This is a genomic window from Natrononativus sp. DTA114 (assembly GCF_059736515.1).
The window spans coordinates 1,059,188-1,081,158 of the sequence record NZ_JCASSN010000001.1; the positions used below are offsets into that span (position 1 = coordinate 1,059,188).

Annotated in this window: 20 protein-coding genes; 12 read left to right on the forward strand and 8 right to left on the reverse strand. The window is 66.2% G+C overall.

Annotated elements, in window-relative coordinates:
- Positions 1 to 33 precede the first annotated feature (33 nt).
- Positions 34 to 1,053, forward strand: a complete 1,020-nt coding sequence (locus tag AC6I6S_RS05560; RefSeq protein ID WP_497948740.1) for an immunoglobulin-like domain-containing protein — start codon at positions 34 to 36, stop codon at positions 1,051 to 1,053.
- Between the two features lie 3 nt (positions 1,054 to 1,056).
- On the opposite strand, the gene AC6I6S_RS05565 is transcribed toward AC6I6S_RS05560, so the two are convergent.
- Positions 1,057 to 1,758, reverse strand: coding sequence for a DUF1405 domain-containing protein (locus tag AC6I6S_RS05565; protein ID WP_497948741.1), 702 nt, complete (start codon positions 1,756 to 1,758; stop codon positions 1,057 to 1,059).
- Between the two features lie 311 nt (positions 1,759 to 2,069).
- On the opposite strand from AC6I6S_RS05565, the gene pdxS reads away from it, so the two are divergent.
- On the forward strand, positions 2,070 to 2,978 hold the full coding sequence (gene pdxS / locus AC6I6S_RS05570; protein ID WP_497948742.1) for a pyridoxal 5'-phosphate synthase lyase subunit PdxS: 909 nt from the start codon (positions 2,070 to 2,072) through the stop codon (positions 2,976 to 2,978).
- 226 nt (positions 2,979 to 3,204) lie between these two features.
- On the opposite strand, the gene AC6I6S_RS05575 is transcribed toward pdxS, so the two are convergent.
- The 6 genes from AC6I6S_RS05575 to AC6I6S_RS05600 all read right to left on the reverse strand — a co-directional run bounded on the left by AC6I6S_RS05575 (position 3,205) and on the right by AC6I6S_RS05600 (position 8,393).
- Entirely contained in the window at positions 3,205 to 3,546 is a 342-nt protein-coding gene (locus tag AC6I6S_RS05575; RefSeq protein ID WP_497948743.1) for a hypothetical protein, read from the reverse strand.
- An 18-nt stretch (positions 3,547 to 3,564) separates the two neighbouring features.
- Positions 3,565 to 4,446 (reverse strand): homoserine kinase, encoded by an 882-nt coding sequence (locus AC6I6S_RS05580; protein ID WP_497948744.1) that lies wholly within the window; start codon positions 4,444 to 4,446, stop codon positions 3,565 to 3,567.
- Between the two features lie 96 nt (positions 4,447 to 4,542).
- On the reverse strand, positions 4,543 to 4,890 hold the full coding sequence (locus AC6I6S_RS05585; protein WP_497948745.1) for a hypothetical protein: 348 nt from the start codon (positions 4,888 to 4,890) through the stop codon (positions 4,543 to 4,545).
- Between the two features lie 56 nt (positions 4,891 to 4,946).
- Positions 4,947 to 6,236, reverse strand: a complete 1,290-nt coding sequence (locus tag AC6I6S_RS05590) for a polysaccharide deacetylase family protein (protein ID WP_497948746.1) — start codon at positions 6,234 to 6,236, stop codon at positions 4,947 to 4,949.
- Between the two features lie 96 nt (positions 6,237 to 6,332).
- Positions 6,333 to 7,625: an MFS transporter gene (locus tag AC6I6S_RS05595; RefSeq protein WP_497948747.1), complete on the reverse strand. Its 1,293-nt coding sequence runs from the start codon at positions 7,623 to 7,625 to the stop codon at positions 6,333 to 6,335.
- 174 nt (positions 7,626 to 7,799) lie between these two features.
- Positions 7,800 to 8,393 (reverse strand): DUF6149 family protein, encoded by a 594-nt coding sequence (locus AC6I6S_RS05600; protein ID WP_497948748.1) that lies wholly within the window; start codon positions 8,391 to 8,393, stop codon positions 7,800 to 7,802.
- Positions 8,394 to 8,509: 116 nt separating this feature from the next.
- Between AC6I6S_RS05600 and AC6I6S_RS05605 the strand changes: the two genes are divergently transcribed.
- From AC6I6S_RS05605 to AC6I6S_RS05645, 9 genes are all read left to right on the forward strand, one after another.
- Positions 8,510 to 9,748, forward strand: coding sequence for an NAD(P)/FAD-dependent oxidoreductase (locus AC6I6S_RS05605; protein WP_497948749.1), 1,239 nt, complete (start codon positions 8,510 to 8,512; stop codon positions 9,746 to 9,748).
- Positions 9,749 to 9,874: 126 nt separating this feature from the next.
- Entirely contained in the window at positions 9,875 to 10,096 is a 222-nt protein-coding gene (locus AC6I6S_RS05610; protein ID WP_497948750.1) for a DUF7979 domain-containing protein, read from the forward strand.
- Positions 10,097 to 10,180: 84 nt separating this feature from the next.
- Positions 10,181 to 10,591, forward strand: coding sequence for a DUF7124 domain-containing protein (locus AC6I6S_RS05615; protein ID WP_497948751.1), 411 nt, complete (start codon positions 10,181 to 10,183; stop codon positions 10,589 to 10,591).
- A 56-nt stretch (positions 10,592 to 10,647) separates the two neighbouring features.
- A complete protein-coding gene (locus AC6I6S_RS05620; protein ID WP_497948752.1) occupies positions 10,648 to 11,547 on the forward strand; it encodes an ArsR/SmtB family transcription factor in 900 nt (299 codons plus the stop codon).
- A gap of 166 nt (positions 11,548 to 11,713) precedes the next feature.
- Complete coding sequence (locus AC6I6S_RS05625; protein ID WP_497948753.1) at positions 11,714 to 12,631, forward strand: ABC transporter ATP-binding protein; 918 nt, start codon at positions 11,714 to 11,716, stop codon at positions 12,629 to 12,631.
- The gene (locus AC6I6S_RS05630) at positions 12,628 to 13,500 is read left to right on the forward strand and encodes an ABC transporter permease (protein WP_497948754.1); all 873 of its coding nucleotides are present in this window, start codon (positions 12,628 to 12,630) and stop codon (positions 13,498 to 13,500) included. The genes AC6I6S_RS05625 and AC6I6S_RS05630 overlap by 4 nt, the downstream gene beginning before the upstream one ends.
- Positions 13,501 to 13,544: 44 nt before the next feature.
- Positions 13,545 to 14,078 carry a DUF5815 family protein gene (locus AC6I6S_RS05635; RefSeq protein WP_497948755.1) on the forward strand — a complete coding sequence of 178 codons (534 nt, stop codon included), beginning with the start codon at positions 13,545 to 13,547 and terminating at the stop codon, positions 14,076 to 14,078.
- A 148-nt stretch (positions 14,079 to 14,226) separates the two neighbouring features.
- Complete coding sequence (gene carB, locus AC6I6S_RS05640; RefSeq protein WP_497948756.1) at positions 14,227 to 17,415, forward strand: carbamoyl-phosphate synthase large subunit; 3,189 nt, start codon at positions 14,227 to 14,229, stop codon at positions 17,413 to 17,415.
- A 104-nt stretch (positions 17,416 to 17,519) separates the two neighbouring features.
- Positions 17,520 to 18,911, forward strand: a complete 1,392-nt coding sequence (locus AC6I6S_RS05645; protein WP_497948757.1) for a M28 family peptidase — start codon at positions 17,520 to 17,522, stop codon at positions 18,909 to 18,911.
- A gap of 111 nt (positions 18,912 to 19,022) precedes the next feature.
- Here the strand turns inward: AC6I6S_RS05645 and AC6I6S_RS05650 are convergent, their stop codons facing one another.
- Positions 19,023 to 19,283, reverse strand: coding sequence for a hypothetical protein (locus tag AC6I6S_RS05650; protein ID WP_497948758.1), 261 nt, complete (start codon positions 19,281 to 19,283; stop codon positions 19,023 to 19,025).
- Positions 19,284 to 19,499: 216 nt separating this feature from the next.
- Here AC6I6S_RS05650 and folP point away from each other — a divergent pair, with 216 nt between their 5' ends.
- The gene (gene folP / locus AC6I6S_RS05655; RefSeq protein ID WP_497948759.1) at positions 19,500 to 21,938 is read left to right on the forward strand and encodes a dihydropteroate synthase; all 2,439 of its coding nucleotides are present in this window, start codon (positions 19,500 to 19,502) and stop codon (positions 21,936 to 21,938) included.
- The last annotated feature ends 33 nt before the right edge of the window (positions 21,939 to 21,971 follow it).

Genomic DNA, 21,971 nt, shown 5'->3' on the forward strand with positions numbered 1-21,971 from the left:
TGATACACTTGTCCGGTGACCGATGTCCCCGGTATGGACGCCCCCACGCGACGACAGCTGCTCGCGGCCGCGAGCGCCGCCGCCGTCGCCGGCTGTCTCGGCGAGGTCAATGGGACGACCGATCCGTCGAACGGGACCGATTCCGGTGATGATAACGACGACGACAACGACGACTTGCGATCGGACGAACCGTGGTGTGCGGCGCCATACAACGCGTGTCCCGAGTACGGCGACCGCATCGAGCGCGTCGTCTGCTACGACGGCATCCACGCCGTCGGAAGCGACACGTTCCTCGAGCCCGACGCCGACGCCGTCGCCGAGGGCGAGTCGATTTCGTTCACGCTCGAGAACGGGAGCGGGGAGACGCTCGAGACCAACTTCTACAACTGGCGGGTCGACAAGTACGTCGAGGGCGAGTGGCATCACGTCGCGCCGATGGGGCACAACCAGCCGCTGATGACCCTCGAGCCCGGCGAGAGCCACACCTGGACGGTAACCGTCGGCAACGACGGTCTCGAGAGCGGCGACCCCGCGTACGCCGGTGGCGGGACCGAGGATCTCACGCTCACCGCCGTTGGTGCGGGCCGGTACGCCTTTCGCGCCCGCGGCTGGCTCGAGAGCGAGAGCCACGAGGACGCCACCGCGTTTTCGGCGACGTTCGAACTCGAGGGCGAACCGCTCGAACTCGCACCCTCCGCGGCCGTCGAAGACGCCTCGTGGGACGACGACACCCTCGTCGCGGAGTCGAGTCGCGGCGATTCGGACGACGAGTACTCGCGACTGGGTGCGTTCGAACTCGAGCGGGTGGACGACCTCGAAGCGGCCGACGACGGCGGCGACACGTCTGAGGACGGCCCCCGTCCCGTGATCACCGAACAGCTGTTCCGACAGCCCCAGCTTCGAGATGCCATCGCGCTGGCGCTCGCACACGACGCCGACAGGGTGCAACTCGAGGAGTACGACTCCACCCGACCGATCTTCGGAAGTCGGTCGGACGGCGTCTACGAGCACCGGGGGGAGTACTACCGGGTGTCGACGCGGGAACTCGAGTAGCGCTCAGGCGCGCGCTCCGTTCGGAGACTCGAACTCGAGTTTCTTCACCCGGATCGCGAGCGCCAGGAACAGCGCGAGCAGGACGAAGGAGGTCTCGCCGGCGGCGACCAGTCCGAGGGCGTCGGCACCGAGGAACATCTCGGTGTCTCGAGCCACCGGGATTATCGTGTGATGTGGCTCGCCGACGACCGGCACGAAGTAGTCGACGACGAGGTTCGACCAGTACCAGAGGAGAGCGACGGCGACGGCGGATACTGAAAAGTCGGTGATCCGGTGGAGCACCAGCGCCTGGACGACCATTCCCAGGTGGCTCCAGAAGAGGAACTGGTACATCAGCGGGTGGGTCTGGGCGGCATAGGTGTCGTAGAAGACGAGCAGCGTGTACGGCGTCCACAGGCCGAGTATAATGTTGCCGAAGAAGGCGAGCGCGGTGAGCCAGGGGAGTTCGTGGCCGAGTTTCCAGGTCGCGACGGCGAGGGCGATAAAGAGCGTCGCGAGCGGGCTGTCGGGCACCCACGGCCACATCACCATCGCGGTGTCGGCGAACTGGTGGCGGTAGTACCAGAAGCCGAAGGCGGTGCCGGCGAGGTTGATCGCCACGATGAGCCAGGCGTAGCGCAGCCCCAGATCCTCGAGTCGCCTCGGGACGGGTGTGAGCAGACGTGAGAGTGGGTTGCTATCGGACAACCGACGCCGCGCGGTCATTATCTCACCGCGACGGATGGGGGCAAGAAAACGCTAGCGATTGCGCGTCGCCTCACCGTCTGCGAGGTCGCGTACGAAAGGACGACGAAATGGGTAGCACCCCACGGCCAGCAACCACCACCTACCGTTCGGGAGGACGACGAAATGGGTAGCACCCCACGGCCAGCAACCACCACCTACCGTTCGGGAGGACCCCGGATTGGTTAATTCTCATGAATTACCATAACACTGGTGGTGACACGAACGTTATCGGGGGGACGACACGGAACCACAAGGACACGTGTAAGTGGGATCGATCCTAACCCACTCCTATGGCTGAAGAGACCGATCTCGAGGAACTGCGGCGCGGAACTGACCTCGTCAAGCGCGGCTTCGCACAGATGCAGAAGGGCGGCGTCATCATGGACGTCGTCAACCCCGAACAGGCCCGAATCGCCGAGGACGCCGGCGCAGTCGCGGTGATGTCCCTCGAAGCCGTCCCGGCGGACATCCGCAAACGGGGCGGCGTCGCCCGAATGGCCGACCCCGCAGACGTCGAAGAGATCGTCAACGCCGTCTCGATTCCCGTGATGGGCAAGTCCCGGATCGGTCACACGAAGGAAGCGCAGATTCTCGAGTCCGTCGGCGTCGACATGATCGACGAGAGTGAGGTGCTCACCCCCGCCGACGACGCCTACCACATCGACAAGCGCGACTTTACGGCACCCTTTGTCTGCGGCGCGCGCAATCTCGGCGAGGCGCTGCGCCGGATCGAGGAGGGTGCGGCGATGATCCGCACCAAGGGCGAAGCCGGCACCGGCGACGTGAACCAGGCCGTTCACCACCAGCGGACGATCAAGGGCGCGATCCGCAGGCTCGAGGGGATGAGCCACGAGGAACGGGAGGCCTACGCCCGCGAGATCGAGGCGCCCGCCGAGCTGGTCCACGAGACCGCCGAGATGGGCCGACTCCCGGTCGTGAACTTCGCCGCGGGCGGCATCGCGACCCCCGCCGACGCCGCTTTGATGATGCACCACGAGTGCGACGGCATCTTCGTCGGCAGCGGCATCTTCGGCGCGGAGAACCCGCCGGAGATGGCCGATGCGATCGTCCGGGCGACGAACAACTGGGACGACCCCGACACGCTCGCCGAGATTTCGAAGAACCTCGGAAAGAGCATGAAGGGCGACGCGAACGTCGATCTCCCCGAGGAGGAGAAACTGCAGGGCCGGGGCGTCTGAACGGCTCGAGCGCCGAGTTCTCCCCCTTCGTTTTCGTGCAGTTGTCGGTGTGAACGAGTGGCAACGACCCGCCGAACCGTGAGAGTCTTAGGCGGTCGGAAACTACTACTCGAGTATGAGTAAACGATCGAGCGTACGACTGTTCGCACGAGACGCAAAGAAGTGGGCGACGAAGAAGATTTCCGGCAACCCGAAGCGGTAACGTCCGCAGTCCGTTTTCCGGGCTTCAGCGGCCCGACGAGAGTACGCCAGCGACGACCAGCGCGAGTACGACGAGATACGTCGCCAGCGACCCGATTCCCGCAGAGAGGAGCCTCGAGGGCGCTCCCCACACACCAACCGCGACGAGACAGACGGCGAGGGTAAACGTCCCTGCCTGAACCGACGGCCGGTCCCAGTAGCGGTAGACGGTCTCGCTGTGGCGAAACGCGGCTATCTCGAACGCAATCGTCCCGAGCGCGCCCAGCAGGAACCAGGCGACCGAGAACGGCGCGCTGACCGTGAAGAGCGCGCCGGCGAACAGCCCGAGCGCGAGCACCGCCAGCAGCCCGTCCGTGAGCCGACTCATCGCTCGATCATCCATTTCTCACTCGCGGTACAGCGTCGCGCCCTCGCCGACTCGAGTCTGGTAGGCGCGGCTGTCGATCCCGGTCGCCTCGAAGGCGCCGATCATGGCGCTCGCGACCGCGCGGCGACTCGAGGGCCGACAGACTGCAAGTAGCGTCGGCCCCGCGCCGCTGACGGTGACGCCGGCCGCGCCGGCCTCGAGAGCCGCAGACCGCACCCCCTCGTAGCCGTCGATGAGCGCGGCCCGCTCGGGGGTGACGATGCCGTCGCCCATGCCGCGGCCGACGAGTTCGGGATCGCCGCGAGCCATTCCGACGGCGAGGGTCGCGGCGTTGCCGACCGTCTCGACGATGTCGGTCATCGCGGCCGACTCGGGGACGACACCGCGGGCATCGCGCGTCGAAACTGTGATCTCTGGGAGGCAGGCCACGAGCGAGACATCGGTGTCGACCTGCGTGATCCCGTCCGCCGTAACGATCGTAAAGCCGCCGAGCAGGGAGGGCGCGACGTTGTCGGCGTGTGCGGCTCCGGAGACGAGCGCCTCACCCTCGGCGGCGATCGGCACGAGTTCCTCGCGGCTGTAGCCGCGGTCGTAGAGGTCGTTGAGCGCGACGGCGGCGGCCGCGGCGCTCGCTGCGGAGGAGCCAAGCCCCGAGGAGGGGCGGACGCCCTTGTCGATCCGGATATGGGCGGGCGCCTCGAGCGCCTCGGCGACCGCGCCGACGGTGTTCTTTTCGGGGTCCTCCGGTATGTACTGGCTTCCGGTTCCCGTGACCGAGATGGTCGTCTCGTCGGCGCGTTCGACGCTGACGACGTCCGCGGGCGACTCGAGGGCGATCCCGAACACGTCGAAGCCGCTCCCCAGGTTCGCGCTGGTCGCCGGCGCCCGCACGGTAGGCATACCGTTTCGTATCCGCAGGGCGGAGAAAAAGGTAGCGGACGGGGAGGCGTTCCTCCCGTGCGGTCGGTCGATCGGTTGTGCGTCGGCCGCGATCGGCTACTCGCCGTCCGACTGGTGTTTCTCGCCGTACTCCGACAGCGACTCCCAGCCGAGGGTGTCGCCGAGGTCCTCGAGCACCTCCCCGAGCGTCTCGCCCGGCTCGAGTTCGCGCTCGGTGTCCGGTTTCGGACGGATCTCGCGGTTCTCCTCGTCCGGCTGCCCCTCGAAGACGGCGTCTCCGCTGTGGAAGATCGGCACGCCGCCGGTGGTCGTCCCGATGTAGGACGCGTCGGCGTGCTCCTCGTCGCCGCTGATCGGCCAGTCGTCGTAGACGGGTCCGGTTCCGGTCGATCTGGGATCGATCGTCGTGCTTCGAGTGTCCTCCGGCGGAGTATCTTTCGGCATGGTGGCACCGTAACACGTTCTGATTGATAGGTGCTCTGCCAGCCGCTGCGACTTCGCTAGACGGAGAGCCGGTCTTCGATATCCCGCGGCAGGATCACGTCGACCTCGCCGGCGGACTCGAGTTCGTGGAGATACTCGATCGTCGCCTCGAAATCGGCGAGGTCGTCCTCGTCGTCGAGCGCGTGGTAAAACACCGAGGAGATGCCGTTCATCGAGGCCGCCCAGTCGAAGGCCTCCCTCGCCCGCTCGAAGTCGGGGTCGCCGATCCGCGAGCAGAGCTGTTCGTTCACCGCGTATCCCTGTGCGGGCGGGCCGCCAGCGAAGCCGAGTTCGTGGTACTCCTCGATGAGTTCGAGCGTCGTCGTATCGTACTCGCCGAACGGGTAGGCGAAGTACCGCGCGCCGTGGTCGAAGCCGTGGTCGACGAGCCAGTCTCTGGCGTCGCGGATCTCGGCCTCCTGTTCGGCCGCGTCGAGTTCGGAGAGTGCGGGGTGGTTCTCGGTGTGACTCGAGATCGTCCAGCCGGCCTCCGCCAACTCGTCGATCTGTTCGAGATCGAGTACCGGCCGGCCGCCGACGCTGCGCTGCCCGACGCGGCCGGGGTTGACGAAGGTGACCGCGGGGTAGCCGTAGCGCTCGAGGATCGGGAACGCCTCGGTGTAGTCGGTCTCGTAGCCGTCGTCGAACTGGATCATCACCTTCCCCCGCTCGGGGCGGGGCGTCAGGTGGAGTTCGTCACACCAGAACCGGCGGGTCGACTCGCCGCTCCAGGCCGTGATCCGGAGTTCGGTGACCGCGGAGAGGTCGGGGTCGCCGACGACGTTCGAGACGCCGAAGTTGAGCCGCATGAACGGCAGCCCGCCCTTGGCGGCGCGGCGGTAGTCCAGCCGGTCGCCGTCCGCGTCGAACAGCTGAATGGTCGGCGACACCAGTTCTCGTGAGGTGAGTGACAGGCCCGGAACGACGTTCGAGAAGTCTCGCGGCTCGTCGAACGCGCGGGCGATCGCGACCGCCCCGTCGTCAGCACCCGCCTCGAGGCGCGCGCTCTGCGTTCCGGTGTCGAATCTGTCCGCGTCTGCCGTTAGCTCTCCCGCGGCCGCCGTCCACTGGGAGAGATCCTCGAAGTCGTCGAGTATCTCGAGAGACGCGGCCGTGCGTCCGTCGTCCGGGTCGTCGCTCGAGGAGTCGTCCGCGTCCGGCGGATCGTCGTCCGGATTCGTGGAATCGTCGTTCGCAGCCGGTTCGGAGGGGCCTGTCGAGTCGTCGGTTCGCTCGAGTGCTCCCGTTTCGGTACAGCCGGCCAGCCCCAGCGCCAGGGCCGTGGAGAGGTATGCGCGGCGTTTCATTCGTCTCGAGGACAGTCCGGATTCGGGGATTGTTATGCACTCGTTGCAGTGATCGGAGCTGTCAGTAGTGGCTCTCTGAACGTCCTCGAGTCGGCGTTAATCGTCGGCATCGGCGCCGGTTCCGGTCGGCTCGTCCGCGGTAAACCGGTCGATACCGACGAGGAGAACGACCGACAGCAACGAGCCGATCAGGGCGAAGGAGGCCGTCATCACGAAGAACGCGGTGGTGCCGTCGAACACGCCGAGAACGTAGCCGCCGATCGCGATGCTGGCCGCGCCGAGGCCGAACTCGCCGAGGTAGGTGTAGCCGTAGGAGAGCCCACGCGTATCGGCTGGCGTGTAGACGGCGACCGCGTCCTGGTAGAAGGGCTGGATCGCGAAGAGGAAGAAACCGAAGACGCCACAGAGGGTCACGATCGCCCAGAGCCCCATCTCCGTGACCGGAACGAAGGCGAGGGCGCAGGCTGCGAGGATCGCGAAGAGGGCGATCAGGCCCTTCGCGGGGGGCAGTCGGTCCGTGAGTTTGCCGCCGGCGTACTGGCCGGCCATCCCCACCACGAGGAGGCCGACGTAGATGTAGAACTCGGCCTGGATGTCGTACTGCTCGAGCGCGGGCGCGATCACGAGGCCGTCGATCGCGGGAAGTTCCTCGAGAATGTTGGGGAGGAACGTAAGCATCCCCCGGTAGAACAGCCCCTCGAAAGTGACGATGACGAAGACGAGCGCGAACGCGCTGGCGAACAGGGTGCGGGAATTCGAGACGAGATCCGAGAGCGAAAGCGCCTCGTTGGGGCCGGCGTCGACGTCGTCGGCGACGGCTGCCGTCGAGTCGAAGTTCGCCTGCAGGCCGTAGATCGCCGCGAGGAAGCCGGGGATCGCGAGCAGGGCAGCAACGTACTGCCACTCGAGGAAGATCAACAGCGTGGCGGCGACGAACGGCCCGAGGGCGATGCCGACGTTGCCCGCAATTCCGTGCCAGGCGAAGACGGTGCCGCGTTCCTCGACGCCCGTGGAGATGAGCGCGAGTCCCGCAGGGTGGTAGATACTGGCGGCGACCCCCCAGAGGACGAGACCGACCGCGATCGCGTAGATCGACTCGAGGTAGGCCGACGCCGCGAGGACGACGAACGCCCCGCTCATCCCGGCGAGACACAGCAGGATGAGCCGCTTCGGGCCGTACTTGTCGGCGAGAATCCCGCCGGGAAGCGCGCCCGCACCGAACGGTGCGTACCCCAGGGCGACGATCAGCCCGATGAGGAAGACGCTCACGTCGAACTCCGCGAGCCAGACCACGAGAAAGATGGGAATCGAGGTTTCGAACCAGTGAACCAGGGAGTGGCCGGCCATCGTGAAGCCGGCGATCGATCTGTCGTTATCGTTCAGTGCCATGCTCGAGTGCTCTTGCTCGAACACCGACCGCGGTCGTATTTAGCGGCTTGGAATGCGGCTACGTTATGATGATAGTCGAGAGAGAGATCGTCTCGGGAGGGTCACTTATCAGCCAAACCCTGACGCATTACCGGGGAGATCGGTACCGAACGCAAGCGGACCGACCGCGGGGTTTCACTCGCCCTCGAGGTCCTCGCTAACCCCGACCGCCTGCGAGACGTCGACGTCCTCGGGCTCCTCCTGGCCACCAACGACCAGTTCGCCGTCGTCGTTCTCGACGTAGACGTCGTCCGCGAACCCGCCCTCGGCGTGGGGGTGTTCGGGATCTTCGAGGCGCTCCGGCGTCGAGGGGGCCTCGGGAACGCCGCCCTCGGGTTCGAACTCGCCGAGCGGGTCGGCGATGGTGATCCCCCAGGTGCCGAAGAAGTCGGCGTAGCGCTCGTAGTGGTCCTCGAGTTCGTCGGCGGGAAACTCCATCATCTCGGTCCAGCCGTGGTTGTAGAAGTCGAAGTTGGCCTGGATGTGGGTGATCTCGCGGGCCTCGGCCTCGGAGTAGCCCGCGCGCAGGGCCTCGAGGTACGTGTCCATCGTCGCCTCGAAGAAGCCGTCGAGGTGGTCTTTGCGCTCTGCGGCGTGGGCGGGGTCTGCCTTCTTGGTGAAGATTTTCGTGTGCAGCCGAACCAGTCCGGAGACGGCGACCGAGCGGACGACGGGGGTCTCGAGTGCCTTCCGGGAGGCGAAGTGACGGGCGTTCTGGCGGATCTTCATAGGTGCATATGCGAACGCGAACCTAAAGAGCGATTCGGAGGGAGAAACCCATATGGACTCCCGGAGAATGGACGAGATAGCAACCCACTTTAACCCCCGTTACGAACGTTCCCGTCATGACTGAGTACGTCATCATCGGTGACGGGATCTCTGGCAGTTCGGCTGCCGAGACCCTCCGGGAGGAAGACCCGGACGCGGAGATTACCGTCATCACCGATGAGGGGGAGCCGCTGTACAATCGTATCCTGATCAAAGAACACGCGAAGGGGAAACTCCCCGAAGCGCCGATCTCGATCCACGACGAGGAGTGGTACGACGAGCGCGACATCGACCTCTCGCTCAACACCCACGTTACGACGGTCGACACCGACGCGAAAACGGTCCGCATCCATGAGGGCGACGATATCTCCTACGACAAGCTTCTGATCGCGACCGGCGGCACACCGACCCAGCTTCCGGTTCCCGGCAGTGATGCCGACGGCATCCGCCACTTCTGGACGTTCCAGGACGCTCGTAAGATCCGCGAAGCGTCCGAGAACGCCGACAACGCCGTGATCGTCGGTGCCGGTCTGCTCGGCATCGACTTCGCCGCGGTCTGTGGCTCCCAGGAGGTCGAGGGCAAGTACCTCATGCGCGGCGACCGCTGGTGGCGCTACGCGCTCTCCGGAGAGGGTGCAGAGATCATGCACGAGGGAATGCGCTCGAAGGGCGTCGAACCCGTCTTCGACAGCGGCGTCGACCACTTCGAAACCGACGACGACGGCCACGTCACCGCCGCCGTCGACCCAAACGGCGAGCGCTACCCCTGTGACTTCGCGGGCGTCGCCATCGGACTCACTTTCAACACCGAGTTCCTCCACGACGTCGACCTCGAGATGGACAGCGGGATCCTCGTCGACGAGTACATGCAGACGAACCTCGAGGACGTCTACGCGGCGGGCGACCTCACTCGATTCTACGACGTGCTGCTGGGCGAGCAGGCCCAGAACGGCTCCTGGGGCTCCGCGAAGGAGCAGGGCCGCATCGCGGGCGTCAACATGGCCGCAGACGGCGAAGAAGAGGAGTTCGAGTGGGTCTCCTCGTACTCGATCACGCACTTCGACTTCCCCTTCCTCTCGTTCGGTCATCCCACCCTCGGCGACGACCACGCAGAGCGCAAGTACTCGGACACCGAGTGGCGTCGCATCGCCTTCAAGGACGGCAAGGTCGTCGGCGGCGTCCTCATCGGCGATCTCGCTCCCCAGAGCAAACTCAAGCAGCTCATGCGCGAACAGCGGGTCGTCGCCGACCAGAAGGAGGTCCTCCTGGCGGAGAACGTCAATCTCGACGATCTCGCACCGACACAGGAACAGTAGCTGCTAGACGAATCTCGCCGGTCTCCGGTCGTACCCCCAGCCGGCTTCCGTGCGAAAATACGTGATTCTGATTTCTTCCCCGAACCAAATAGTTAAGTCTGGGAACGGTGTCTGCTATCGGTAACCATGACAGCGAGTGACGCAGCTGGCGCTGCGCTGACGCTGCGGCAGGTCGAAACGGTCCCCGCCGACACGCGCGTTCGACACGTCGACGAACTCGAGGAGGACACACTGGTTCGGTTTACCGAACTGCTCGAGGCCGGTCGATCACCCGTGATCGAAGACGGCGAGTTCACGCTCGACGACGTGATCGTCTATACGGACTACTATCACGTGACTGCCACCTGACGGCCCCAGCGTACTCGCAGACGCTCACGGAACGCCGTCCACGCTATCGAAGCCGTTTTCTCCCGTGCGCGTTACCGCTCACACATGAACGGCGATAGCGACATGACCCTCGCGTTCGAACTCGAGGCGCTGAAAGCGCTGTCGACGCCGGAGGCCGTCTTCGACGACGCCCGTAGCTGGAGTACGTACGTCGGCGTCGTCTCCGAAGAGCCCACCTACGTCGTGACGAACTTCACGCGCAAGAACCGCATTCGTCAGGACTTCTTTTCGGGACCCCGCGGGAAAGCGGAGAGTCTCGAGAGCGTCAAGGGGCAGTTCGACACGGAGCGGCACGTCTTCATCGGCGTCTCCGCCGACGACGAAACGCTGGCCGACGAGGTCGGCTGGGAGTATCTCGCCGTCGAGGACGCCGCCGAAGCCGCCGAGTGGTCGCTCGCGACGGATGAGGACCCGACCGACGACGAGGCGGAGCCGGTCCGGGACGACTGGCCCTAACACCCCGGGTCGGATCCGCACCGTGTCCGGACCGGAACCACGAGGAGGAGTTACCGATGAATCCAGCAGACGAACCGCGTATCGACGGTGAAACCGTCGATGCGATCGCCGCCCTCGGCAACCGAACGCGCCTCGAGATCCTGCTCGCGCTGGCAGACGCGGAACGGGAGCACCAGGAGCAGTGGTTGCGACTTACCTTTACGGAACTCTACGACGCCGTCGACGTCGGGAGTTCCTCTCAGTTCTCCTACCACCTCGACAAGCTCACCGGACAGTTCGTCGCCGAAACCCCGGAGGGCTATCGACTGACCTACGGGGGCGACACGATTGTCCGCACGATCCTCTCCGGGCTGTACGAGAGTACACAAACCTTCGACGAGGTCGCCGTAGACGGCGTCTGCGTGTTCTGTGCGGATCGCTCGCTCGTCGCGAGCGTCGACGAAGAGCAGTTCGTCGTCCGCTGTGGCTCATGTGGATCGTCCCTGCTGAGGGACCTGCTACCCCGAAGCCAGACGCGACACCGCTCGGTGAGAGAGATAGTCGACAGCGTCGGCACTCGGATCTGGGGAACGGCAGCGCTGGTCCGGGGCTCAGTTTGCCCGCAGTGCTACGGACAGGTCGGCGCCGCCGTGGAGACGCACCACCACGAGGGGCGGCCATTCTACACGCTCGAGTACACCTGCCCCGAGTGTTGGCTCGTGATTCACGTCCCCCTCGAGGTACTGATCGCGTTCCACCCCGCGGCCGTCGGCTTCTTCTGGGACCACGGAATCGCGCTGTCGGAACTCCCGCTCTGGGAGTTCTTCGAGTTCCTCGTCACCGGGGCCGTGACCCTCGACGTCGTCACCGTCGACCCCTTCGAGGTGACCGCTGAAATCACGCTCGGCGACGAGACGCTTCGACTCGAGGTCGACGACTCGCTGCGGGTGACCCCCCTGTCGGCCAGCGACCACTGACCACCTCGAACGCACCGTGTGCCGTCCGAACTCAAACATTTTTGAGTAGCTCTGCTGTCAATATGTAATTCATACAACAATACTTATCCCGGCTGGCGCGCATGAACCGGTATGCGTTTCGTTACACCGAGACTGCGGGAGATGACGGCACTCTGGGGGGTCGTGTATGGCAGCTATTGAACTCGAGGGGTTGACTAAGCGGTTCGGCGACGTCGTCGCCGTCGACGGACTCGACCTCACGGTCGAGGAGGGCGAGATATTCGGCTTCCTCGGACCGAACGGGGCGGGCAAGTCGACGACGATCGACATCCTGCTCGACTTCATCCGGCCGACCGGCGGTACGGCGACCGTGCTGGGTCACGACGCCCAGGCGGACGGCCTGGCCGTCCGCAGTCGAACCGGGGTTCTCCCGGACGGCTATCACGTCTACGATCGCCTGACGGGTCGTCAACACGTCGAGTTTGCCGTCGAGATGAAAGGCGTCGACGAGGACCCGGTGGCGCTGCTCGAGCGCGTTCGGATCGCCGACGCGGCCGACCGCAAGGCGGGCGGCTACTCGAAGGGGATGCGCCAGCGGCTAGTGCTAGCGATGGCGCTGGTCGGCGACCCCGACCTGCTCGTCCTCGACGAGCCCTCGACGGGACTGGACCCTAACGGCGCCCGCGAGATGCGCGAGATCATCCGCGAGGAGAACGACCGCGGGACGACGGTGTTCTTCTCGAGTCACGTCATGGAGCAAGTCGAGGCCGTCTGTGACCGCGTAGCGATCATCAACCGCGGGAAGCTCGTCGCCGTCGACACGATCGACGGCCTCCGGGACTCGACGGAAACCGGCGAGACGCTGTACGTCTACGTCACGGAACTCGACGAGGGCGTTCTCGAGCGCGTACGGGAACTCGACGGCGTCGGTAGCGCGTCGATCGACGACGGCCGCCTGCGGGTGTCGGTCGGTTCCGTCTCGAAGTTCGCCGTCCTGCACGCGATTGACGAAATCGCGCCGATCCAGGACTTCTCGGTGGTCGAGTCCTCGCTCGAGGACCTGTTCGTTCGCTACACCAACGACGTCCAGGAGGTCGAGGCATGACCTGGCTCACCGTCGCCAGGAAGGACTTTCGGGACGCCGTCCAGTCACGGGCGCTGTGGGCGCTCGTGGCCGTCTTCGTCGTGCTCTCGATCGTCTCCACCTACGCCTACGTCGAGGTGCCTGAGATGTTCGGCTCGCCAGCGGGCGCGACTTTCGGCGGGCTACTCTTCTTCACGGTCGGGCTCGTCGGGCTGTTCGTTCCGCTGGCGGCGATCGTCGTCTGCTACAAATCCCTCGCCGGTGAGCGCGAGCTCGGGAGTATCAAGCTGTTGCTCTCCCTGCCGACCACCCGCGGCCAGGTGTTCGCCGGGAAGGTCCTTGGCAGGGCTGCCGTCCTCGCGTTCGGCCTCGGTGTCGGCCTCGTCGTCGGCCTCGGCTTCGGCGCCGCGCTGCTCGGCGAGATTGACGCCCTCGCGGTACTGGTGTTCGTGCTCGTCACGCTGGCGTTCGCGGCCGTCTACGCGACGATCGTCGTCGGCATCTCGGCGACGACGGGGTCGACCTCGCGGGCGACGACGCTGGCGCTCGGTTTCTTCGTCGTCTTCGAACTCCTCTGGGACGTCGTTCCGATGGGGGTTCTCTACGTCGTCGAGGGGTTTTCGTTCCCGTCGACGATCCCCGACTGGGTGTTCACCGTCACCCAGCTCTCGCCCTCGTCGGCGTACTTCTCGACGATTGTCGCGCTGTTGCCCGACCTCGCGGCCACCGTCGGTGCCGATCCGGGACAGGCGGGAGCCGGCGTCGAGGTGAACGCGACGGAGGCCGAACCGCTCTACGCGAGCCCCGAGATCGGGATCGTGGTTCTGGTCCTGTGGCTGCTCGTTCCCCTCGCCGTCGGCTACCTGCGGTTCACCGCGTCCGATCTCTGAGTCGAGTCGCCGCCCTTATGGCCGGCCCGACCCAAGCGCGCTCAATGGCCGAGCCCCGCGTTCCGGGTGGCGACGACACCACCCTCGAACTCCCCTGTGGGACCCGCGTCGACCCCAGAGACATCGACCTCGGGATGCGCGAGTACAGCTGTTCCTGCGGAGACACCCACGCCGTTGTGATGGACCTCCACCCGCCCTCGCGGTTCGTCCCCGAGTCGCTCGTCGACGTGCTCCGCGAGACCGTCGAAACCGACGACGACTTCGATGAGTTCGGCACGCCCCACCTGATGGGGATCGTTCTCGAGGAGTTCCCCGAGCAGGTCGCGGTGTACGACGCCGCAGAGGACGGCAACGTCGGCTACACGCTGCTGTGGATGACCGACTTCGACTCGAGGCGGCTCCACGAGATCGTCGTCGAACTCATCGTCGAGCTGATGGAACACGCGGTGAGCCACGCCGACGACGACGCGACGATGACCGAGTTCGAAGAGCAGATGCTCGAGTTCGACGTGAGCGAGTTCGTCGAGGAGTACCGACGGATGCGCGACTTCGAGAGCGAACACGACCGGGCGGTGTGACCGACTCGTTTTGCCGTACCTCGCAGGGGGCGACAGCCGGTAGAGAGCGCTCGGCATCACTGAAGTTCGAATTTCGAAACGTCGCTTCGGGAATCGTAATAGTTCGTGGGGCTTATTACGATGTACGAACTTCGGACGTACAGGACCAATGAGTACGGACCACCACGCCGGCTCCGAGACGGGGGCCGAAGCCGGGGACGGACGCACGATACTGCTGATCGGCAGCGGACCGATTCAGATCGGTCAGGCCGCGGAGTTCGACTACTCCGGGGCACAGGCCTGCCGGGCGCTCGCAGAGGAGGGCGCTCGAGTCGTGCTCGTCAACTCGAATCCCGCGACGATCATGACCGACCCGGAGATGGCAGACCGGGTCTACATCGAACCGATCACGACCGAAGCCATCGCCGAGATCATCCGGAAGGAGCGCCCGGACGGCGTCATCGCCGGTCTCGGGGGTCAGACCGGGCTGAACGTCACCGCCGAACTCGCCGAAGAGGGGGTTCTCGAAGAGTACGACGTCGACATCATGGGAACCCCGCTGGAAACCATCTACGCGACGGAGGACCGGGACCTCTTCCGCCAGCGCATGGAGAAGATCGGCCAGCCGGTGCCCCGGTCGACGACCATCTCGCTCGAGGACGGCGAGTCGGTCTCCGAACTCACCGAAGTCGACCTCGTGGCGCGCGTCGAGAAGGCGGCCGCGGAAGTGGGCGGCCTGCCGGTCATCGCCCGGACAACCTACACCCTCGGGGGATCGGGGTCGGGCGTCGTCGAGGAGATGGACGAACTCATCGAGCGCGTCCGCAAGGGGCTGCGGCTCTCGCGGAACAACGAGGTGCTCGTCACCGAGTCGATCGCCGGCTGGGTCGAACTCGAGTACGAGGTGATGCGCGACGCCGACGACTCGTGTATCATCATCTGCAACATGGAGAACATCGACCCGATGGGAATCCACACCGGGGAGTCGACGGTCGTCACTCCCTCGCAGGTCATCCCCGACGACGGCCATCAGGAGATGCGCACCGCGGCGCTCGACGTCATCCGCGAACTCGGCATTCAGGGCGGCTGTAACATCCAGTTCGCCTGGCGAGACGACGGCACCCCCGGCGGCGAGTACCGCGTGGTGGAGGTCAACCCGCGCGTCTCGCGTTCCTCCGCGCTGGCTTCGAAGGCGACCGGCTACCCCATCGCGCGCGTTACCGCGAAGGTCGCCCTCGGCAAGCGCCTCCACGAGATCGAGAACGAAATTACGGGTGAGACGACGGCGGCGTTCGAGCCCGCAATCGACTACGTCGTCACGAAGGTACCGCGCTGGCCCAAGGACAAGTTCGACGACGTCGAGTTCGAACTCGGCACCGCGATGAAGTCCACAGGCGAGGCGATGGCGATCGGCCGCACCTTCGAGGAGAGCCTGCTGAAGGCGCTTCGCTCCTCGGAGTACGAGCCGAGCGTCGACTGGGCCGACGTGAGCGACGACGAACTCGAGGCCGAGTACCTCGAGAAACCCACGCCGGACCGCCCGTACGCCATCTTCGAGGCGTTCGAGCGCGGCTACACCGTCGACGACGTGATCGATCTCACGGGGATCGAGGAGTGGTACGTCGAGCGCTTCGAGAACGTCGCGGACGCCTCCGTCGCGGCTGCTGACGGCGACTTTGCAGAAGCGGCGGAGCTCGGATTTACGAACCAGCAGGTCGCGGCGATGGCGGGCGCAGAGGGTGAGGGAACGCCCGTCGAAGCGGTCGAGTCCGCCGCCCCGGAGCGTTCGTTCAAGCAGGTCGACACCTGCGCGGGCGAGTTCGCGGCGTCGACGCCGTACTACTACTCCGCGCGGGACGCCCTCGAGTCCGGATCCTCGCCGATCGCCCACGACGAGGTGCAGGTCGACCGCGACGTCGAGAGCGTCGTGGTCGTCGGCGGCGGCCCGATTCGGATCGGCCAGGGCGTCGAGTTCGACTACTGTGCGGTCCACGCGGTGCGCGCGCTCCGCGAGATGGGGATCGACGCCCACGTGGTGAACAACAACCCCGAGACGGTGTCGACGGACTACGACACCTCCGATGGATTGTTCTTCGAGCCGATCACCGCCGAGGAGGTCGCCGACATCGTCGAGACGACCGGCGCCGACGGCGTGATGGTTCAGTTCGGCGGACAAACGTCCGTGGACATCGGCGAACCGCTCGAGGCCGAACTCAGTCGTCGAAATCTCGACTGCGCGGTGATGGGCACCAGCGTCGAGGCGATGGACCTGGCAGAGGATCGCGACCGGTTCAACAACCTGATGAGCGACCTGGGGATCGCCCAGCCCGACGGCGGGGCGGCCTACAGCCGCGAGGAGGCCCTCGAGTTGGCCCACGAGATCGGCTACCCCGTGCTCGTCCGCCCCTCCTACGTGCTGGGCGGGCGCGCGATGGAGGTCGTCTACGACGACAGCGAACTCGAGCGCTACATCGAGGAGGCGGTGCGCGTGAGCCCCGACAAACCGATCCTCGTCGATGAGTTCCTCGACGGTGCGGTCGAACTGGACGTCGACGCGGTATCGGACGGCGAGGACGTCCTCATCGGCGGGATCATGGAGCACGTCGAGAGCGCGGGGGTTCACTCCGGCGACTCGGCGTGTGCGATCCCGCCGCGCTCGCTCGACGAGGAGACGCTGGGCCGGGTGCGCGAGGTCACGGAGGACATCGCACGGGCGCTCGAGACCGTCGGCCTGCTCAACGTCCAGCTTGCAGTGAAAGACGGTGACGTCTACGTGCTCGAGGCAAACCCCCGCTCCTCGCGTACGGTGCCGTTCGTCTCGAAGGCCACGGGCGTTCCGATCGCCAAACTCGCCGCGACGGTGATGGCCGGCGAGTCGCTGGCGGACCTCGATATCGAAGAGCAGATCCCCGAGCACACCTCGATCAAGGAGGTCGTGCTGCCGTTCGATCGCCTCCCCGGAAGCGACCCGCGCCTCGGTCCCGAAATGAAATCGACCGGCGAGGTGATGGGCACCGCGAGTTCCTTCGGCACGGCCTACTGGAAGGCCCAGCAGGCGGCGTCCAACGCCGCGGGCGAGGGAACCGCGGTGGTCGACCTCGAGGTCGACGGCTTCGCGGAGTTCTTCGACCTCGCCGAGTTCGAGGACGTGCCCCAGGCGATCCGCGAGGGGAAGGTCGACTTCGTCGTCAGCCGCGACCGGGACGCGCTGGAGACGGCCGTCGAGGAGGATATCCCCTACCTCTCGACGGAAGCGAGCGCAGAGGCGTACCTCGAGGGGCTCGAAGCAGCAGGGGGAGACCTCGAGATCGCGGCGGTGACGGATCGGCCGACCCGCACGGCGCGGTGGGGCGGCTGAGAGGAATCGAATAGGGCTCACGTTTTTGCGGCCATCGACCGAGAGCCGGCGAGGCGTTCCGGGTATCCGAATAGTCAACACGTGGCGCTCGAATTGCGAGAGCCATGACCCGACTTCCGAACGACGTCGTCGGCGAGGCCTACCGCAGCGACGTCGGCTGGCGACTGCTCGAGGATCTCGTCGACCTGAACAACCGCATGCCCGGCCAGGAGGGCGAACGCCGCGGCGCCGAGTACGTCCGCGAGCGTTTCGAAGAGAGCGGCCTGGCGGACGTCACCGACACCGAGTTCCCGATTCCGGGGTGGTGGCGCGGCGAGTGCTCACTCGAGTTGCACGCCCGCGATCCCTCACAGCGCTTCGAGCGCTCCCACGAACTCGTCGAACTGCCCGGCACGCCCGCGGGCGAAGTGACGGGTGAGATCGTCGACGTCGGCTACGGTGTCCCGGAGGACTTCGAGGGCCTCGACCTCACCGGCAAGATCGCGATGGCCTACAGCCTCACGCCCGAGGACTACGGCCGCTGGGTCCACCGGGGCGAGAAGTACGGCTACGCCGCCGAGTCTGGCGCCGAGGCGTTCCTCTTTCGGAACCACGTCGAGGGGTGTCTGCCGCCGACGGGCGACGTCGGGAAAATCGACCGCGAGGCGGAAATTCCCGCCGTCGGCGTCAGCAAGGAGGTCGGCGACCGCCTGCTTCGCTACTGCGAGCGCGGGGACGTCGAAGCGACGCTCTCCGTCGTCTGCCGCACCGAACCCGCCACCTCGCGAAACGTCGAGGGCGTCGTTGGCCCCGACACTGACGAGGAGGTGCTGTTTACCGCTCACGTCGACGGCCACGACGTCGGCACCGCCGCGAACGACAACGGTGCCGGCACCGCCATTGCGGTCGAGGCCGCTCGTATCCTGAAGGCGATCGAGGACGATCTCGAGACCCGGGTGCGGTTCGTCGTCTTCGGTGCCGAGGAGACGGGCCTCTACGGCTCGTACTACTGGTCGCACACCCACGACCTCGAGCGAGTGAAGTGCGTGGTGAACGTCGACGGCGTGGGCTACTCCCGGGACCTGAAAGTCTACCACCACGGCTTCCAGGAGATCGGCGACGCGTTCGCCGAGGTCGCCGACGAATACAACCTCGAGATCCCCGTCTCGGAGACGATTCGCCCCCACAGCGACCACTGGCCGTTCGCCCAGCGCGGCGTTCCGGCCGCCCAGGGCGTCTCAGTCCGCGACGACGACGGACGCGGCTGGGGGCACACCCACGGCGACACCCTCGACAAACTCGACCCCCGGGACCTGCGCGAACTCGCGATCTCCTGTGCGGCGGGGCTAGCCCGTCTCGCCGAAGCCGGTCGAACGGTCGACCCCGTCGACGAGTCGGAGATCCGCGAGGCGACCGAGGCAGGCGGCTTCGACGTCGGGATGAAAGCGGTCGACAACTGGCCGTGGGGCGACGAGCGGCCGTGGCCGTGGCGCGACGAACTCGAGGTCGAGCGGTAGCCGCCTCTTGCGGTCGTCGCTGGCGGGCGCACGCACTGCAAAAAATCGTCGTCTCGAGTGCGGCGCCGAGAGACGCCGACAGAACCCTTCCCAGGCTCTCGAGTCGTTCCGCTAGCTGCAGTAGTTGACGGGATCGACCGCTTCGCCGTCGATTTCGACGGCTGTCTCGCCGTCGAACACCGTGATGTCGGTCACCCGACCGGAGAACTCGACGCGGAGATCCGTGCCGTTGATCGTTCCTTCGATCGTCGTGCCGGACGTCGTCAGCGTCTCCGCAGCCGGATCGTCGGAAACGACACCCAATGCACCGTCGACCGTGATTTCGAAACTCGAGAGTTGTCCGCGGCTACCGATTGCCAGTTCGTGTGCCATACAGTGACTACGATTCGACCAGGGGTGCATAAATGTTTCCTAGTTGTCACCAGTTGGAAATCACGAAAGTTACGACATCGGGTATTGCAACCCACAAAAACCGTCTTCTGCAAAATCCTACTCACGTATAAAATCGGAATCTGACAGTAGAATTATGACGGGCCGCATCCGGGGCGCCTCCGACACCCTAAAGCGGTCGGACTCAGTGGTTCGGATATGGAGTATCACGAGGCGGCCGACACCCTCTTCGGCCTCCGCCGGTTCCGGCCGAAACCGGGCACCGAGTCGACCGCGGAGTTCCTCGACCACCTGGGGAACCCACACGAGGACCTCGACGTCGTGCAGATCGCTGGCTCGAACGGCAAGGGGAGTACGGCGCGGATGCTCGAGTCCACCCTGCGAGAGGCCGGCCTCTCCGTCGGCCTCTACACCTCGCCGCATCTCGAGGACGTCCGCGAGCGGATCCGAGTCGACGGCCGCAAGATCCCGCGGTCGGCGCTTGCGGCGTTCGTCGACCGCTCACACGAGTACGTGACCGAGCGGGCTGCCGACGGCGAGTCTCCCACGTTCTTCGAGGCGATGACCACCCTCGCCCTGTGGCAGTTCGACCGGGAGAACGTCGACGTCGCCGTCCTCGAGGTCGGCATCGGCGGTAAGTTCGACGCGACGAGCGTCGTCGATCCGATCGCGAGCGCCGTCACGAGCGTCACCTTAGAACACACGGGGATCATCGGCGACACCGTCGAGGAGATCGCCCGCGACAAGGCCCACGTCGCCCCCACCGACGCGCCGCTCGTGACGGGGGTATCCGGACCCGCGCTCGAGGCCGCCCGCGAGGTCGCCGGCGAGGTCGTCACCGTCGGCTCGAGTACGGACGCGGACGTCACGGTCGCCTACGAGGGCCGGACGAATCACACCGAGGCCGCCGTTTCCGTTCACGGCGGCAACTGGGACCTCGAGGCACGGATCCCCCTGCTCGGAGAGCACCAGGCCGAGAACGCGGGGATCGCCGCGACCCTCGCCCGCCAGGTTACGGACGTCTCGGGCACCGACCTCGAGCGAGGGCTCCGAAACGCCCACTGGCCGGGTCGCTTCGAGGTGATGGAGACCGAACCGCTGGTCGTCCTCGACGGCGCGCACAACCCCGGCGCCTGCGAACGGCTCTCCGAGACGCTCGCGTCCTTTTCGTACTCGGATCTCACGCTCGTCGTCGGCGCCATGCACGACAAGGACCACCGCGAGATGGCCGCCGCGCTGCCGACGCCCGATGCGGTCGTCGCCTGCGAACCCGACCTCGAGCGCAGCGAGGAGCCGGCGGTGCTGGCACAGGTGTTCGAGCGGGCCGGCGCCGACAACGTCCGGACGGAGTCAGCGGTACAAGACGCGTTGGCGAGCGCCCTCGAAAACGCCGGTCCCGACGACTGCGTGCTCGTCACCGGCTCGCTGTTCGCCGTCGCCGAGGCCCGCAGCCGATGGACCCGAACGTCGATCCCGAGGGAGGTCAGGGATCTCGAGGACGCGGCGGCGGCGCTCGCGGACATCGGTGTCGAACCCGAGGCGGTGCCCCGAACCGGACGTGAGGCCGTCCACCGCGTGATCCAGACGAGCCTCCAGCGCCGGCAGGCGATCCGCCTCGAGCGGGAGCTGGTGGGAGTCGGCGGCGACTGCGTGCGATCGGGACTCGACCGCGACGACGAGCGCGTCGACGCCATCATGATGGGAACAGTGGCACAGTTCGAGGCGCTCGTCGGTCGACTCGAGCGCGCTCCGAACGGACTCGCCGACGTCGCCGACGAGCTACGGGAGACGCTCGGCCTCGAGCCGACGCCCGCCGCGGCGACCTACCCGTGGGAGGACGGGACTGCCGTCATGGGCATTCTGAACGTCACCCCTGACAGCTTCCACGACGGCGGACAGTACGCTGCCACAGACGATGCCCTCGAGCGCGCCAAATCGATGCTCGCGGCCGGCGTCGACATCGTCGACGTCGGCGGGGAGTCGACCAGACCGGGCGCCGACCCGGTTCCCGTCGAGGCGGAGATCGAACGCGTCGTGCCGGTCATCGACGGGCTCGCCGACCGCGACGTACTCGTCTCCGTCGACACCCGGAAGGCCGCCGTCGCCGAGGCGGCGCTCGAGGCCGGCGCGGACATCGTCAACGACGTCTCCGGACTCGAGGATCCCGAGATGCGGTTCGTCGTCGCCGCCTCCGACGCCCCGCTGATCCTGATGCACAGTATCGACGCACCCGTCGTTCCGGGAAAGGAAATCGAGTACGACGACGTGGTCACTGACGTCATCGACGAACTCACGGAGCGGGTGCTGCTGGCCGAAAAGGCGGGAATCGACCGCAACCGGATCGTCGTCGATCCCGGTCTCGGATTCGGAAAGAGGCCTCGAGAGAGCTTCGAACTGCTCGACCGACTCGGCGAACTGCGTGCACTCGGCTGCCCGATACTCGTCGGCCACTCCCAGAAGTCGATGTTCGACCGCGTCGGCGCCGATCCGGGCGACCGGCTCGCGCCGACGGTGGCCGCCTCGGCGCTGGCAGCCGATCGCGGCGCGGACATCGTTCGAGTTCACGACGTTCCCGAAAACGTGGCGGCCGTCCGAACGGCACTCGCGACGCGGCGGCCGGAACGGTTCGAAAAGTAGCGCGCTCTCCGATAGCGGTTCTTTCCAGCAGTT